The organism is Streptomyces sp. NPDC001348, from assembly GCF_053597535.1.
Genome location: NZ_JBSFIK010000061.1, coordinates 13,765 through 28,797, shown reverse-complemented (window position 1 = coordinate 28,797; position 15,033 = coordinate 13,765). Strand labels below are relative to the sequence as shown.

The following is a 15,033-nucleotide window of genomic DNA, read 5'->3' as shown; positions in this document are numbered from 1 at the left end:
TAACAACGTGGTGGTGAAGCGACCAGAGCACCCAGGGGCGTCAGAGCGCGAGGACAGCGCTACCGAGATCAGACAGGGCGTCGTCCGGCTGGCCCGCCGGCTGAGCGCGGAGCGTCCGGAGGACGGGCTCAGCCTCAACAAGAGCAGTGTGCTCGCGCACCTGCGGCGCAACGGACCGATGTCGGCGGGCGCCCTGGCCGCCGCCGACTACCAGCAGCCCCAGTCCCTGACCCGCGTCTTCGCCGAACTCGAGAGCGACGGCCTGATCAGCCGCACCCGGGACAGCCGCGACGGACGGCAGCGGGTGCTGGAACTGACCGCCGAGGGCCGTAAGGCGCTCGCCCGCGACATGGCACAGCGCGACGCCTGGCTCGGCGGTGCCCTCGCCGCCCTGACCGAGACCGAGCAGCAGGTCCTGCTGCTCGCCTCGCGGCTGATGAACCGCCTCGCCGACTCACCGGGCGGCCGTTCCGGCCACCCGCCCCGAACCCGCTGACGGAGGCTTCCGTGCCCTGGTCCGACCACGCCATCTGGTGGCACGTCTATCCCCTCGGTTTCCTCGGTGCCGAGCGCGCCGCCCTCGCCCCGGGCGAACCACCGCGCCACCGGCTGCCCGCCCTGGCCGGTTGGCTGGACCACCTGATCCGGCTCGGATGCAACGGCCTCGCCCTCGGTCCGGTCTTCGCCGCGGAGACGCACGGCTACGACACGGTCGACCACTTCCGGATCGATCCGCGCCTCGGCACCGAGGACGACCTGACCGAACTGGTCGAGCGCGCCGCCGACCGCGGGGTTCGGGTCCTGCTGGACGGCGTCTTCAACCATGTGGGCCGCTCCTTCGCCCCCTTCGCCGACGTGCAGCGGCGAGGCGCCGCCTCTCCGTACGCGGACTGGTTCGTCCCCGAGGGCGACGACTTCCGCACCTTCGAGGGACACCGGCGCCTCGTCGCCCTCAACCACGCCAACCCCGCCGTCGCCGACCACGTGGTCGCCGTCCTCGACCACTGGCTCGACCGGGGTGTGGCCGGCTGGCGGCTGGACGCCGCGTACGCGGTGCCGCGGTCGTTCTGGCGCACCGTCACCGAACGGGTCCGCGCGCGGCATCCGCGGGTGTGGTTCAGCGGGGAGGTCATCCACGGGGACTACGCCGCCTACGTCACGGAGGGCGGCCTGGACTCCGTCACCCAGTACGAGTTGTGGAAGGCGATCTGGAGCTCCCTCAACGACGCCAACCCGCACGAGCTGGCCTGGGCGCTCAAGCGTCACAACGCCATGCTCGACACCTTCGTGCCGCAGACGTTCGTCGGCAACCACGACGTCTCCAGGATCGCCAGCCGGCTGCGCGAGCCGCGGCATCTCGCGCACGCCCTCGCCGTGCTGTTCACCGTCGGCGGGATCCCGTCCGTGTACGCGGGTGACGAGCGTGCCTTCCGGGGCGTCAAGGAGGAGCGGGAAGGCGGGGACGACGCCGTCCGGCCGGCGTTCCCCGCCGACCCCGCCGGTCTCGGCTCCGATCAGCTGTCCGTGGAGCGGCTTCACCAGACGCTGGTGGGGCTGCGCCGGCGCAACCCCTGGCTGGTCCGGGCGCAGACGCAGATCCACACCCTGACCAACGCCGTGCTCACCTACACCCTCACCGATCCGGAGACGGGCGCCGCCGTCGCGGTCGGGCTGAACTTCGCAGCGGCGCACGCGGCGGGTTCGCTGCCGGCCGTGTCCTGGACGCCGGCGGCGGGGGAGGGCACCGTCGACGCCCTGTCCGGAACCGTTTCCCTGCCCGCGTTCGGCTGGTTCGCGGCCACGGCTCCGGTGGTACCGTAAGGCCCCGGAAAAACATTTCGGGATAGCGGGGCCGGATATTCCGGTGGCTGGAATTCCATTTCCGAAGAGCGACCGACGCCCTCCAGGAAAGCGATTCCTCATGCCGGAGTCAGGTCTCTCACGCCATATCGGCGCCCTGGGCCCGGGCCCATGCGTGCCGCCACAGGTTCAGCAAGTGCCCTTGCTCGCCGCAAGCCCTTACATAGGCGATCAGCAGATCCTCCGAGGGCATTCGAACCCCCGCGAGGACATCGGCGACCGTGCTCCGCGGAAGAGGTGCCGTACCCATATCACGGGCTCTCCTCTGTAATTCCCGCAAGGAGGGCTGGCCGGCCGCAAGGCGCACCCGGTGCATGGCCTCCAGCAGATGTGCCGGGTGGTAAATGAATTCCAGTCTGCGGCCGAGGGAGGACGGTCGCCGGCCGCCGCCACCCCCGCCCGGGTCGGCCTGCTGCGCCGCGCGTTTCCACCGCAGCCGCGCCTCGCGCCGGGTGGCTCCGCACACCTGCGCGTAGGCCTCGACGACTTGGCGGCGCGGCAGGCAGGTCCCCCGGTCGGCGCGGAACAGCGTGACGGCCGAGCAACCGGGCTCGGTGATCGACTCCTCCTCGATCAACTGCGACATGCGCCGGTACGTCAGCCCCGATCTCCTGCGCAGCGAGCGCAGCCACTCGGCTAAATCGTGGTACTGCGCGGACTGCGGGACCGGAGTGCTGCTGTGCCCCACGACTCCCCTCCTGTCGGGAAATCCAGATCGTTTCTGACGGGTAATCACTTGAATTCGATCCGAAGGGTGCGCTGTACGGAGCAACATTATGAAGCGCGCTGATGAATGGTCAAGGACATTTTTGCCGTTCTTTACCGTATCGCGGTCTTCCGTCAGTTGAACCGGATATGTGATTCATCCCGTCCGGGAAGTGGAGAAACGTATTCCGTGGGTCGGCAAGGTGTTTTCCGGCCTGTACCGACAAGTTCTCGGCCGACTGTCCGAAGGTCCGGGTCATGAGCGCGTTGCCATCCCATTCCGTGTTCTGTTGGCATGGGTCGCCGCAGCCGGGTAATCCGGCCGCACCACCACCGATCTTTCGTTGGAGGAACACGTGACCACGGCATCCGACGCCACGCTCGACGAGATCATCGACCTGCTCAAGGAAGTCAAGCCGGGCATCGCCGACCAGAGCGTCCGAGCGGACCAGTCGGTGGTCGAGGACCTGGGTCTCGACTCGCTCGACCTGCTCCAGCTCGCCCGCCGGATCAACCGGCACTTCGGCGCCGAGTTCGACCTCGACGCCTGGAACGCCGAAGCCGACCAGCACCAGCGCAGCGTCGCCTCGATCGTGGCCGCCGTCGCCCCCGCCGACCGTGCCTGAGCCGGCCGCGACGGCGCGGGTGGCCGTCGTGACCGGAGGCTCGCGCGGCATCGGCGCCGCGATAGCCCGCCGGCTCGCGGCGGACGGCCTCACCGTGCACGTGGTGTGCCACAGCGCGCTCGAAGCCGGGCGTGGCGTGGTCAAGGAGATCGAGGCGAGCGGCGGGCGTGCCACCCTGCACCAGGCGGACGTCGGCGACGAGGCCGCCGTCGAGGACCTGGTGGAACGGGTGACCGGGCAGGAGGGCGCCCTGCACGTCCTGGTCAACAACGCCGCCGTGATCGACGACCAGCTGCTCGCCGTGACCCGCACCGACCGCTGGGAGCGGGTCCTGCGGACCAACCTCACCGGCCCGTTCCTGACCAGCAGGGCCGTACTGCCGGTGATGCTCGACCAGGGCTGGGGGCGCATCATCAACATCTCCTCCAACTCGGCGCGCACGCCCGGACCCGGGCAGAGCGCCTACGCGGCCTCCAAGGGCGGTGTCGAGTCGCTCACCCGCGCCCTGGCCGTGGAGGTGGGCCGCAAGGGCATCCGGGTCAACTGCGTGGCACCCGGAAAGGTCCGTACCGAGATGACCGCCGCCGTCGCCGACCGGCTCGGCTCCGACGGGGACGGCACCCGGTGGGGCCTGCCGGAGGACATCAGCGGACTCGTCGCGTTCCTCGCCGGTGACGAGGCCGACTACATCCAGGGCCAGACCTTCACCGTGGACGGCGGCCGCATGGTCATGCGCAGCGGAGCCGGGAGGCGGTCCCGGTGAGCCGGACGAGGAGACCCGTGGAGAAGGGGGTGCGGCCGTGGGGGCCGTGAAGTACTGGGAGGACCTGGCGACCGCGCCGGTACGCAGGTTCGGGCCCGTCGTCTTCAGCAGTGCGCTGCTCGACCAGCTCCTCGACCTGATGGGCGAGAAGCACCCGGTCCACGACAGCGACGACTTCGCCCACGGCACGGACCGCAGGAAGCGGATCGTCCCCGGCGGATTCATCCACTCGATCACCTCGGGCTGGGTCGTCCAGCACGGTTCTCCGGCCGCGATCGTCGGGATGCGCAGGCTCAGCTGGGACTTCGTGCGCCCGCTCTACCCCGACACGCCGTTCTGGTTCACCACGAGCACCGACCGGGCCATGGAGATCGACGACCGGCTCGGACTGATCGAGACCACCCGCAGGGTCTTCGACGAGAACGACCGGACCTACGCCATCGGACGCATGAGCGTCGTGCTGCTGCGGCAGGCCGAGCGGCCCGCCATGACGGGAAGGGTTCAGTGATGTCAGTGACCGAAGGTCAGTACCAGCCGCTCAAGGGCCGGGTGGCCCTGGTGACGGGTGGCTCGCGCGGCATCGGCGAGGGCATCTCCCGCAAACTCGCGGCCTGGGGTGCCACCCTGGCCATCAACTACGTCGACCGCGAGCGTCCGGCCAAGGAACTCGCCGCGGAACTGGGCGAGCAGGGCACGGAGGTCACGCTGCACCGCGCGGACCTCAGCGACCCGGCCCAGATCGAGAACCTCATCGCGGAGATCGGCGAGATCCACAACGACCTGCACATCCTCGTCCAGAACGCCGCCGCGACCAAGTTCACCCGGCTCAAGGACGCCTCCCTCGGCGACTGGCAGTTCGTGCAGGACACCAACTCCCGCGCCACCTGGCTGCTCGCCAAGCACGCGCTGCCGCTGATGCGTGAGCGGGACGGGGCCCGCTTCATCACCATCACCAACTCCACCACCACGCGGATCATCCCGCGCGCAGGTCTCTTCGCGGCGGCCAAGGCCGGCCTGGAGGCGCTGACCGACTACCTCTCGTACGAACTGGCGCCGTACGGCATCGTCGCCAACTGCGTGCGACCCGGCCTCGTCCAGACCGGTGTGTTCAAGGTCCGCCCTGACTTCGCACACGGCGTCGCCAAGGAACTCGCGGTCTCCCCGTGGCCGGGCGAGCGCATGACGACGCCGGAGAACAGCGCCGACGTGGTCGCCCTGCTCTGCCTGGAGGAGGCGTCCTGGATCGCCGGGCAGACCATCACGGTCGACGGCGGATACCGCCTGTGGGGCGGCATAGGAGGCGGCCGTGCCGAGTGAGCGTCCCGGCATCGTCGTCACCGGCACCGGCGTGATCTCGGCGGCCGGCCCGGGCACCGCCCGGCTCTGGCAGGCCATGGCGGCAGGCAAGCCCCTGTTCGACCGGCCTTCCGGCCTGCCGTGGCCGACCGCCGCCGTGGACACCTCGGAGATCGGCTGGCCCGAGGGCTCCTCCTGGGCGAACGCCGGCAAGTACGCCAACCAGTCGGCCCGGTGGGCGGTGGCCGTCGCCCGCCAGGCCCTGGAGCAGGCCGGGATCTCCGGCGGGACCGAAGACGTGCGCGGCGGCACGATCATGGCCGTCGCCAGCAGCGGCGACGAACTCAGCGACGTCATCCCGCAGCTCGCGTCCGCGTTCCGGCACGACACCAGACCGCTGGCCAAGTTCCTCCACGACGAGGTGCCCGACTACTCCTACATCCGTGGCATCCCCTCCCAGCTCGGCCAGTTCGTGTCCATGGCGAGCGGCTTCCGCGGCTCCAACGTGGCGGCGTACGGCGAGGCCGCCGCCGGTGGCACGGGCGCCCTCGCGCTGGCCGTGCGGCTGCTGGAGACCGGCGAACTCGACCGGGTGCTGGTGGTCGGCGTCGGCGCGCCGCTGACGGTCACCGGCCTGGCCGCCTTCGACCAGGACGAACCGCTGGGCACCCGCGCCACGACCGGCGCCGGGCCCTTCGACGCCGAACGCTCCGGCACGCTGCCCGGGCAGGGCGCCGCCGCCGTCCTGCTGGAGCGGGCCGACGTCGCGACCGGCACCGCGCTGGCCCGGTTCCTCGGCTGCGAGGTGTTGGCCGCGGCGGACCTCGCCACGGCCGCGGGGCTCGCCGTCGACGCCGTGCTCACCGACGCGGACACCCGGCCGACCGTGTGGTGGGCGCACGGCGCCGGCTCGGTCCGCCTGGACCGCGTCGAGGCCGAGACCGTGCTGCCGCGCGTCGGCAGCCTGCCCGTCACCGGCTCCAAGGGCACCATCGGCAACGCCTTCGAGTGCTCGGCGCTGATCGACACCGCGCTGGCCGTGGAGAGCCTCACCCGCGCGGAACTGCCCCCGGTGGGCCTGCTGGGCCGCCCCGACCCCGGCCTCGGCGGTCTCGAACCGGTCATCGGCGGGCCCCGGCCCCTCCCAACGCCCGCGACGGTGCTGCTGACCGCGCTCAACCAGGGCGCGGCGGCGACGGCGGCCGGTGCGCTGATCCTCGCGACGGCCGAGGGACGCACCACAGACCACGGAGAGGCACAGGCATGACCGGTTCACGCCACGGCACCGACGACATCGTCATCACCGGCATGGGGGTGGTCACCCCCATCGGGGGCGACGTGGAGACCTTCTGGTCGGCGAACCTCGAGGGGCGCTCCGGGATCGTCCGGGAGGAGCGGATGGACACCACCGGACTGCCCTGCGGCTGGACGGCCGGGCTGATCCCCCAGGACGTCAGGGAGAAGGTCGCCGCCGGCCACGGCGCACCCGGCCGTTCCTGGGGCGACACGCTCATGCACGCGTCCGTCGAACAGGCCCTCGCCGACGCCGGCCTCGACGCCCGGCCCGCCGCCGCGGGCCCCGCCGCCCTGGTGTACGCCAGGGTGTGGCCGGGCCCCACCGGCTCCGACCCGCAGGACTACGTCACACACATGGAGGACCTGGCCGAACGCTACGACACCGTCGGCAACCAGCCCTCGGCCGTCCTCGCCCACCTGCGCGGCAAGGACCTCACGCTGGAGACCCGCGACCTGTCCGCCTACCCGAAGGAGATCGCCGAACGCCTGGGCACGGCCGTACTCCCGGTCCGTCTGGAGGCCACCTGCTCCGGAGGGCTGCGTGCCGTAGCCGAGGCGGCCCGGCTGCTGCGGTCCGGCCGCGCGCGCTACGCGGTCGTCTCCGCCGCGGTCTCCCGCAACACCCCCTACGTCCTGTCCCAGTACGGCCAGCTCATGGCGCTCTCCCGGTGGCAGGGCGACCCGGCGCAGGCCTCCATGCCCTTCGACAAGCGCCGTACCGGGATGGTCATCAACGAGTCCGCCGGCGCGCTGGTCCTGGAGACCGCCGAGCATGCCGCGGAGCGCGGGGTCACCGAGACGTACGCCGTGGTCGGCGGCTGGGGACTGGCCGTGGACACCAGCCACATGACCGCTCCCCGCGTGGAGATGATCGAACGCGTCATGCGCACCGCTCTCGCCGAGGCGGGCGCGCGGCCCGACGACGTGGAGACGATCAACGCGCACGGCACCTCCACCCGCCTCAACGACGTCACCGAGGCCCGCGCCCTGCACCGGGTCTTCGGCGACCGGATGGCCGAACTTCCCGTCAGCGCGGTGAAGTCGCTGACCGGGCACGGTTCGGCGGCCTCCGGTGTCGTCGAGACGGTCGCCTCGGCGCTCACCATGTGCCGAGGGGTCGTACCGCCCGTGCCGACCTGCACGGAACCCGATCCGGCCTGTGCGGTGCGCACCTCCTTGACCCCGGTCGAGCGGCCGGTCGGGGCCGTCCTGAAGAACTCCTTCGGCTTCGGCGGCCAGTACGCGTCGATGCTCTTCCGTCGCCCCGCGGCCCCGCGCCGGGCCCCGCTGCCCGGGTGAGCGTGGCCGATGACCGCGGACGACCTGGAATACGAGGAGATCGAACCGGTCGGCGCCCACCGTGCCACCGTCGTGTGGCTGCACGGCGTCGGTCAGGTACCGGGCGACCTGATGGCCGTCGCCGACCGGTTCTCGCTCGCCGCGGCGGGCGTGCGCGGGGTGTTCCCGCGCGCGCCCGTCGAGGCACCCAGCCTGCTGACCGGTCTGCCGGTGCCCTGCTGGTTCCCGCAGAACCTGTTCGCGCTGGACCGCATCGACGTGCCGGGTCTGCTGGCCGCGCACCACCGGCTCACCGGGCTGCTCAGGAGGGAGACCCGTCGGACGGGCTCCACGCGGACGGTCCTCGCCGGCTTCTCGCAGGGAGCGACGGTCGCCCTGACGCTGGCGCTGCGGCACACCGAGCCCCTTGCCGGAACGGCTCTGTACGCGCCGTTCCTGCCGCCCGACCTGACCGCGCTGCTCCCCGAGGGAGGGCCGTCGCCCGCGAACAGCCGGCTGCCCGTGTGGATCGGCCACGGGGCCCGTGACTGGATCGTGCCGGAAAGCAGCGGAGCCGGTCTGCGGGACCTGCTCGCCTCCTGGGGCCACCCGGTGACCTGGCAGCGCTACCCGGGCGGCCACGAGCCGTTCGCCGGCGTACGGGCCTCCCTGCCGGACTTCCTCACCGAGGTACTGGGCACCCCGGTACCGCGGCTGACGGGACCGGGGCCCACGGCACGGGTGAGCTGAGGGGGTGCCGACGATGCCGGTGCCGTCCCCCGGGCCGTCCCGTGGGGCCTGGTCCGTACCGCCCCAGCTGCCGCCGGGTGTGCTGCACGTCTGGCGGGTCCCGCTGAGCGGCCCCGACGCCGACCGTGTCCGCGCACGGGCGGGGCGGGTGCTCAGCGCGGACGAGGCCGCCCGTGCCGGTCGGTTGGTCCTGCGGGAGGACCGGCGCCGGTGGGTGGCCGCCCGGGTGGCCCTGCGGACGCTGCTGGCCGGCTACCTGGGCATCTCCCCCGACCGCGTCACCCTGGAACACGGTCGCCACGGCAAGCCGGGGCTGCCCGGCCAGGGGCGCGACGGGCTGTCGTTCAACCTGAGCCACAGCCGCGACCGGGCGCTGCTCGCCGTGTGCCGGGGCGCCCCCGTCGGGGTGGACCTGGAGCACCTGTCGGCCGGCCCCGCCGACGCGGCCGGCCTGGACGACCTGGCCGTGTCCATGCTGGCCCCCGAGGAGTTGCGCGCCTATCTGCGCCTGCCGCCCGAGCGCCGGCGTGCCGCACTCCTGCGCCGCTGGACCGCCAAGGAGGCCGTCCTGAAGGCGACCGGACGCGGTGTGACCCTGTCGGCCGCACGGCGCCTCGTCGTGCCCGACGGCTCCGGCACACCCCGAGGCCTGCCTGGCGACTGGACGCTGCTGCGGCTCCGGCCGGGCCAGGGGTTCACCGGGGCCGTCACCGTCCGAGGAAGGGACTGGAACCTTGCCTGCACCGACTTCACCACCACCGTCCGCGCCGAGCCCCGCCCCGCCGTCCGCGCCGAGCCCCGCCCCGCCGTCCGCGCCGAGTCCCGCCCCGCCGTCCGCGCCGGCTTCACCCCCGTTGTCCGGGACGACCCCACCTGCCGGGACGCCCGCACCGCCCTCACCTCGACCGGCGACGTCCGCTGAGCCGTTCCCGCGGCGCGCCTCCGGGCCTTCCACGCGGTCCGCCTCCGCCCCGCCCGGCACCGTGCCGGCTCTGCTCTTCCCCGGTCAGGGCGCACAGCGCCCGGGCATGGGCGGTCCCTGGCGGGACACCGCGCACTGGCAGGTCGTCGAGGACCTCTCCGAGGCCTGCGGGTGGGACCTCGGCTACCTCCTGCTGAAGGCCGACGCCGAGCGGCTCACCCGCACCGACAACGCGCAACTCGCCACCTTCACCCTGGAAATGGTGCTGCTCCACGCGCTGCGGGACGCGCTCGGCACACTGCGTCCGGCCGTGTGCGCGGGGCACAGCCTCGGTGAGTACGCGGCCCTGACCGCGGCCGGGGTGATCGAGCCCGAGGACGCGGTCCGGCTGGTCGCCGAACGGGGGGCTGCCATGGCGGACGCGGCACGGCTGGAGCCCGGCACGATGGCGGTGCTGATCGGGCCGGCCGTCGCACGGGCCGCCGAACTGCTCGCCGCCCGGCTGCGCAGGACCGAGCGGGCCGAGGTCTGGGTGGCCAACGACAACGGCCCGGACCAGGTCGTGGTCTCCGGCCGCCCCGGCGCCGTCGCCGCGCTGACCGAGCGGGCGACGCGCGACGGCGCGCGGGCGGTCCGCATTCCCGTCGGCGGGGCCTTCCACAGTCCGCTGATGGCGGCGGCCCGGCCCCGCCTCGCCGCCGCCGTCCGTGCCACGCCCCTCCACCACGGGCACTGCCCGGTGATCACCAACGTCGACGGCCTCGCCCACCAGCACGAGCATCCGGACCGCTGGCGCGAGTCGATGTGCCGCCAGCTCCTGATGCCGGTGCGCTGGTCCGACTCCATGCGGACCCTCCGGGTCGTGACGGGCGGTCGTGTCCCCCTCGTGGAACTGGGCCCCGGCACCACCCTGACCGGCCTCGCCCGCCGCCTCCTGCCCCCGGACGTCCCAACCCGCTCCGCCGCCACCCCCGCCCAGTTGGACACCCTGGTCACCGGCTGGCCTACCTGACCCGCCCGGGGCGAGGGCACGGACGGCGGGCATTCCCTGTGAGACTCGTGCGGGTGGGCGGTTTTTCACTCGTGTGGGTGATGTTCTCCGCCTCAGGGGCCGTGCATGGCACGGTAGGTGCCTCCCGGCATGCCCGGAACACCCGTACGTGCTGGCATCCTTGGCAGGGAACCCCGCACGTGCAGCAGGTGCGCGGTACCACCCCACCGCCCGATACCTTCCGCACGTCCCGTCGTGACCGCCCGACGCCGAACCAGGAGCCCCGGCCACGTGAGCCCCGCCAGCCGTACCTCACCGCACGGTCAGTCGCCGCTGCGCACCGTGCAGGTCCTGGGCGGAGGCAACGCCGGCAGCAGCGCGCACGTGCGCTCCCTCGCCGCCGGACTCGTCGCGCGGGGCGTGCGGGTCACGGTGTGCGCCCCCACCGAGGCGGATCACACCTACGACTTCACCGGGGTCGGCGCCGACCATGTGCACGTGCCCCGCAGCAGCGATCCGGTGGCGGTGGCCACGCTCCGCGCTGCCTGCGCGGACGCCGACCTGGTGCACGCGCACGGGCTGCACGCCTCCTTCCGCGCCGTGATGGCGCTCAGCGGCCGGCGCACCCCGCTCGTCGTCACCTGGCACAACCGGGCCCAGGCGGAGGGCGCGCGGGCGCATCTGCTGCGGGTGCTGGAGCGGCGGGTGATGAGGACGGCCACCGTGGTGCTCGGCACCACCTCCGACCTCGTGGACCGGGCGCGGCGCACCGGAGCCCGGGACGCCCGGCTCACCGCCGTCGCACTGCCCGGGCCGCGCCCGGCCGTGGAGCACGACGACCCCGACCGGCTGCGGCCCAAGGCGCGGGCCGAACTCGGCGCCACCGGCCGCCCGTTGCTGATGGCGGTCGGCTCCCTCGACCGGCAGCGCGGCTACGACGTCCTGCTGGACGCGGCCCGCCAGTGGTGCCGTCTCGACCCCGTGCCGCTGGTGGTCGTCGCGGGGGAGGGGCCGTTGCGCCCGCTGCTCCAGCGGCGCATCGAGGACGAGGAACTGCCGGTCCGGCTCATCGGGCGCCGGGACGACGTCCGCCAGCTGCTCGCCGCAGCCGACGTCGCGCTGATCTGCAGCAGCTGGGAGTCCCGGTCCGTCCTCGCCCAGGAGGCCCTGCACGCGCGCGTGCCGCTCGTCGCGACCGCCGTGGGCGGTGTCCCCGACCTCGTCGGCGACGCCGCGGAACTCGTCCCCCACGGAGACGCGGACGCACTCGCGGGCGCGGTCGCCGGGCTGCTCGAGGACCCCGAGCGGTGCCGGGAGCTGAAGGAGAGGGGCGCACGCCAGGCGGCCACCTGGCCCACCGAGGACGAGACGGTCGCCCAGGTGCTCAGCGTCTACGACGAGCTGACCCAGCCCCGGCCGCTGCCCTGAGCCGTGCCGTCGAAGGCACCCCCTACGGCACGTGCCGGCGGGCCCGCAGGGCCAGGCTCAGTGCCAGTACCGTCTGCGGGTCCTCGAGGTCGGTGCCCAGCAACTCGCCGATCCGGGCGAGGCGGTTGTACAGCGTCTGGCGGTTGAGGTGCAGCTCGCGGGCGGTCTCGGCCTTGCGGCCCGCATGGGCCAGGTATGTCTCCAGCGTGGGCAGCAGCGGCGGCTTGGACCGGCGGTCGTGGTCGCGCAGCGGACCGATGGCCCGCTCCACGAAGGCCGCCAGGTCCGGGTGGTCGCGCAGCCGCCACAGCAGCAGGTCGATGTCGAGACGGCGGGCGTCGTACCAGGGCCGGTCGGTCAGACCCCGCGCCGCCGTCGCCGCTTCCGCCGCGTGCCGCAGACCCGCCGACGCGGCCGCCCAGCCGCCCGCCACCCCGACCACCACCACGGGCGGCTGCGCCCCGGGACGCTGCATCCCCGCCCGTTCCGCCCCGGCCCGCAGCGCCGCCGCGACCCGGTCCGCGACCGCCGGCCGCTCCGCCTCCGCGCGCAGCCCCACCAGCAGCGGCACACGGCCCTCGACCGGCCGCACACCGAGCAGCACCGGCACCCCCACCGAGGCCAGCTCCTCGGCGACGGCACGGGCCAGGACGGCCCAGCCACCCCCGCTCTCGAATCCGCCCGAGGGGGCGGTGCCCCCTCCCGGTGCGAGCGCGTCGCCCAGCCGCATCACCACCGGCAGCAGCGGGCTGCCGCCCGGCTTGAAGCCCAGCACACGCGCCTGGGCCGGGGCGTCCTCCGCGCTGATCCGGCCCTCGGCGAGGTCGGTGAGGAAGTCGCCGCGCCCCCGCGCCGCCAGCTCCTCCTCCTGACGGGCCTGCATCAGCACCACCGCGAGGATCCCCGCGGCCCGCTCGACGGCAATGCGGTGCACCGGGGCGAGCGGGCCCCGCACGGGCAGCAGAACCAGCCGGGCCCGCACCGAACCCGGGCCCGGACCGCCGCCGGGCACGTCCACGAGGACCGAGCCGGCCGGCGGCGGGGCGTCCTTGTGCGGGCCCCGCAGCCCCTCCCACACCTGCAGCGGATCAGCGCCCTCGGGCCCGGCCCCGGCGGCGTACAGCAGCCGTCCGTCCGTCGTCTCCAGGAAGACCGGGTTGCCGCTGAAGTCGGCCAGGATGCCGAGCACCTGCGGCACCCCGCCACCGCCGAGCAGGGCCTCGGTACAGCGGCGGTGCACCTCCTCGGCCCGCTGCAGCAGCGCGTAGTGGCCGTTGACGATCTCGGTGTGGATCTCCTCGGTGACGGTGACGAAGGGCACCTCGCGGTGCAACTGCACGAGCGGCAGCCCCGCGCTGCGGGCGGTGTCCACCAGGGCGGCGGGCAGCCGGGTGAATCGCGGTCCCAGCTCCACGACCAGGGCGGCGATGCCGCGTTCGGCGAGGGTGCGGACGAACGCCCGCTGGTCCGCCGGGCGGGTGCCGAGGCCGTAGCCGGTGGTGAGCAGCAGCTCGCCGCCCTTCAGCAGGGAGGCGATGTTGGGCACCTCGCCGGCGTGCACCCAGCGGACGGTGCGCCCCAGCCGGTCGGCGCCCGCCAGGATCTCCGGCAGCCCGCTGCGCAGCCCGGGCAGCTCCAGGGCCCGCCGAACGGTGATCCCGGCGTCCCGAGTGGCGAGTCCGCTCTCCTTACCGCTGTCCATGGAGCGGACGCTACCTGCGCGAACGCCCTGGCGGCACCTCCGGTCCGCTCGCTACACCGGCCGGATGTTGTGGTTGGCACGGAACACGTTGTCGGGGTCGTACCGCCGCTTCACCTTCTCGAGCCGCAGCAGGTTCCCGGCGCCCACGCCCGCCCGGGTGCGCTCGGTGCCCTCGTCGCCGACGAGGTTGAGGCAGACCGCGCCAGTGCTCCAGGGGCGGACGTCGGCGCCGGCGCCCCGCACCCAGGCGACGGCGCGCTCGTCGAGGGCCGGGTCGGCCCAGCGGGCGAAGGGGTGCACGACCCAGGGCGAGTCCCTGAACGCGACCGGGTACTGGGCGGGGCCCGTGGCGACCGCGCCGCCGAGCGGGAAGAGCATGTGCCAGGACCCGCGCGGCACCGGCGGGGCCTCCGCGCGGGCACAGAAGACGTCCACCAGCGCGTCGGGCAGACCGGTGAGACACTCCGCCGACCAGTGGGCGCGCAGCCCCGGGGGGACGTCCAGCAGGTGCCGCGCCCCGGCGCCGGAGAGCTCGGCCTCGTGCGGCAGGGCGACCAGCGGCTCGGCGAGCTTGCGCAGGTCCCCCTCCCCGCCCGCGTACGTCAGCAGCGCGCCGTACCTCGGCCCGCCCGCGGCCAGTCGTAGCACGGCGCCGCTCACCCGGTCGGGACCGGCGTGGACGATCTCACGGAAGGTGCGGACCACCTCACGGCCGGATTCCGGGGGGTACAGCAGCAGTGTGGCGGAGAACTCCGGCAGCTCGTGGAGTTCCAGGGTGAGCGCGGTGGCGATGCCGAAGTTGCCGCCGCCGCCGTGCAGCGCCCAGAACAGCTCCGGGTTCTCGTCCGGATTGGCGTGGACCCGTTCGGCGTCGGCCGTGACCAGCTCGACGCCGATCAGGTGGTCGGCGGCGAGACCGAAGGCACGGTCCAGCCAGCCGGTGCCGCCGCCCAGCACGTAGCCACCGACGCCGAGACCGGACGCCCGGCCGACGGTCGTGGCCAGGCCGTACGCCCGGGTGGTGCGCTCCAGGCGGCCCGTCGTGGCGCCGCCTTCGACTCGTACCACCTCGGCCGCCGGATCGACGGTCACCTCGTGCATCCGGCGCAGATCGACCATGAGCGCGCCGTCGACCCGCGCCGATCCCGCGAGGCCGTGCCCGCCGCCACGCACCGCGATGTGCAGGTCCAGGTCCCGGGCGAAGCGCACCGCCCGCACCACGTCGGCCTCGTGCGCGCACTGCGCGATCGCCGCGGGACGTCTCTCGGCCCTCGCGTCGAAGACCCTGCGGGCCTCGTCGTAGCCCGGGTCCCCGGGAGCGAACACGTCGCCGGTCAGATCCTCACGCAGCGCGGCGAGCGCCGCGCCCGCCTTGGAACGGGGAGCCATGGCAGCCCCCTTCCGTAAGGGTGCCGC

Annotated in this window: 15 protein-coding genes; 12 read left to right on the top strand and 3 right to left on the bottom strand. The window is 73.7% G+C overall.

The window, feature by feature from the left end:
• Positions 1-13 precede the first annotated feature (13 nt).
• Positions 14-496 (top strand): MarR family winged helix-turn-helix transcriptional regulator, encoded by a 483-nt coding sequence (locus ACWC21_RS38680; protein WP_450889108.1) that lies wholly within the window; start codon positions 14-16, stop codon positions 494-496.
• A gap of 11 nt (positions 497-507) precedes the next feature.
• Positions 508-1,821: an alpha-amylase family protein gene (locus ACWC21_RS38675; RefSeq protein WP_450889106.1), complete on the top strand. Its 1,314-nt coding sequence runs from the start codon at positions 508-510 to the stop codon at positions 1,819-1,821.
• 118 nt (positions 1,822-1,939) lie between these two features.
• Here ACWC21_RS38675 and ACWC21_RS38670 read toward each other — a convergent pair whose 3' ends face one another.
• Positions 1,940-2,548, bottom strand: a complete 609-nt coding sequence (locus ACWC21_RS38670) for a helix-turn-helix domain-containing protein (RefSeq protein ID WP_450889104.1) — start codon at positions 2,546-2,548, stop codon at positions 1,940-1,942.
• A gap of 373 nt (positions 2,549-2,921) precedes the next feature.
• Here ACWC21_RS38670 and ACWC21_RS38665 point away from each other — a divergent pair, with 373 nt between their 5' ends.
• The 10 genes from ACWC21_RS38665 (at position 2,922) to ACWC21_RS38620 (ending at position 11,915) form a co-directional block, all read left to right on the top strand.
• Positions 2,922-3,191, top strand: coding sequence for a phosphopantetheine-binding protein (locus tag ACWC21_RS38665; protein WP_450889102.1), 270 nt, complete (start codon positions 2,922-2,924; stop codon positions 3,189-3,191).
• Positions 3,184-3,954, top strand: a complete 771-nt coding sequence (locus ACWC21_RS38660; RefSeq protein WP_450889100.1) for an SDR family NAD(P)-dependent oxidoreductase — start codon at positions 3,184-3,186, stop codon at positions 3,952-3,954. Before ACWC21_RS38665 ends, ACWC21_RS38660 begins: the two co-directional genes overlap by 8 nt.
• A gap of 37 nt (positions 3,955-3,991) precedes the next feature.
• Positions 3,992-4,462 (top strand): hypothetical protein, encoded by a 471-nt coding sequence (locus tag ACWC21_RS38655; RefSeq protein WP_450889098.1) that lies wholly within the window; start codon positions 3,992-3,994, stop codon positions 4,460-4,462.
• Positions 4,462-5,271, top strand: a complete 810-nt coding sequence (locus ACWC21_RS38650) for an SDR family NAD(P)-dependent oxidoreductase (RefSeq protein ID WP_450889096.1) — start codon at positions 4,462-4,464, stop codon at positions 5,269-5,271. Before ACWC21_RS38655 ends, ACWC21_RS38650 begins: the two co-directional genes overlap by 1 nt.
• Positions 5,261-6,517 carry a beta-ketoacyl synthase N-terminal-like domain-containing protein gene (locus ACWC21_RS38645; RefSeq protein WP_450889095.1) on the top strand — a complete coding sequence of 419 codons (1,257 nt, stop codon included), beginning with the start codon at positions 5,261-5,263 and terminating at the stop codon, positions 6,515-6,517. The genes ACWC21_RS38650 and ACWC21_RS38645 overlap by 11 nt, the downstream gene beginning before the upstream one ends.
• Positions 6,514-7,845 carry a beta-ketoacyl-[acyl-carrier-protein] synthase family protein gene (locus ACWC21_RS38640; protein ID WP_450889093.1) on the top strand — a complete coding sequence of 444 codons (1,332 nt, stop codon included), beginning with the start codon at positions 6,514-6,516 and terminating at the stop codon, positions 7,843-7,845. Before ACWC21_RS38645 ends, ACWC21_RS38640 begins: the two co-directional genes overlap by 4 nt.
• Before the next feature lie 9 nt (positions 7,846-7,854).
• The gene (locus ACWC21_RS38635) at positions 7,855-8,574 is read left to right on the top strand and encodes an alpha/beta hydrolase (protein ID WP_450889092.1); all 720 of its coding nucleotides are present in this window, start codon (positions 7,855-7,857) and stop codon (positions 8,572-8,574) included.
• A 13-nt stretch (positions 8,575-8,587) separates the two neighbouring features.
• Entirely contained in the window at positions 8,588-9,496 is a 909-nt protein-coding gene (locus ACWC21_RS38630) for a 4'-phosphopantetheinyl transferase family protein (protein ID WP_450889090.1), read from the top strand.
• A gap of 61 nt (positions 9,497-9,557) precedes the next feature.
• Complete coding sequence (locus tag ACWC21_RS38625) at positions 9,558-10,508, top strand: ACP S-malonyltransferase (protein ID WP_450889088.1); 951 nt, start codon at positions 9,558-9,560, stop codon at positions 10,506-10,508.
• A 270-nt stretch (positions 10,509-10,778) separates the two neighbouring features.
• Positions 10,779-11,915, top strand: coding sequence for a glycosyltransferase family 4 protein (locus tag ACWC21_RS38620; protein WP_450889086.1), 1,137 nt, complete (start codon positions 10,779-10,781; stop codon positions 11,913-11,915).
• A 22-nt stretch (positions 11,916-11,937) separates the two neighbouring features.
• Here the strand turns inward: ACWC21_RS38620 and ACWC21_RS38615 are convergent, their stop codons facing one another.
• Both ACWC21_RS38615 and ACWC21_RS38610 read right to left on the bottom strand, forming a co-directional pair.
• Positions 11,938-13,617 carry a PucR family transcriptional regulator gene (locus ACWC21_RS38615; RefSeq protein ID WP_450889084.1) on the bottom strand — a complete coding sequence of 560 codons (1,680 nt, stop codon included), beginning with the start codon at positions 13,615-13,617 and terminating at the stop codon, positions 11,938-11,940.
• Between the two features lie 51 nt (positions 13,618-13,668).
• Positions 13,669-15,006, bottom strand: a complete 1,338-nt coding sequence (locus ACWC21_RS38610; RefSeq protein ID WP_450889083.1) for an FAD-binding oxidoreductase — start codon at positions 15,004-15,006, stop codon at positions 13,669-13,671.
• Between the last annotated feature and the right edge of the window lie 27 nt (positions 15,007-15,033).

What these genes read in the sequence shown, in the direction of transcription:
- ACWC21_RS38635 (WP_450889092.1), top strand. Translation starts at nt 7,855, where the DNA reads ATGACCGCGGACGACCTGGAATACGAGGAGATCGAACCGGTCGGCGCC.
- ACWC21_RS38640 (WP_450889093.1), top strand. Translation starts at nt 6,514, where the DNA reads ATGACCGGTTCACGCCACGGCACCGACGACATCGTCATCACCGGCATG.
- ACWC21_RS38610 (WP_450889083.1), bottom strand. Translation starts at nt 15,006, where the DNA reads ATGGCTCCCCGTTCCAAGGCGGGCGCGGCGCTCGCCGCGCTGCGTGAG.
- ACWC21_RS38630 (WP_450889090.1), top strand. Translation starts at nt 8,588, where the DNA reads ATGCCGGTGCCGTCCCCCGGGCCGTCCCGTGGGGCCTGGTCCGTACCG.
- ACWC21_RS38615 (WP_450889084.1), bottom strand. Translation starts at nt 13,617, where the DNA reads ATGGACAGCGGTAAGGAGAGCGGACTCGCCACTCGGGACGCCGGGATC.
- ACWC21_RS38650 (WP_450889096.1), top strand. Translation starts at nt 4,462, where the DNA reads ATGTCAGTGACCGAAGGTCAGTACCAGCCGCTCAAGGGCCGGGTGGCC.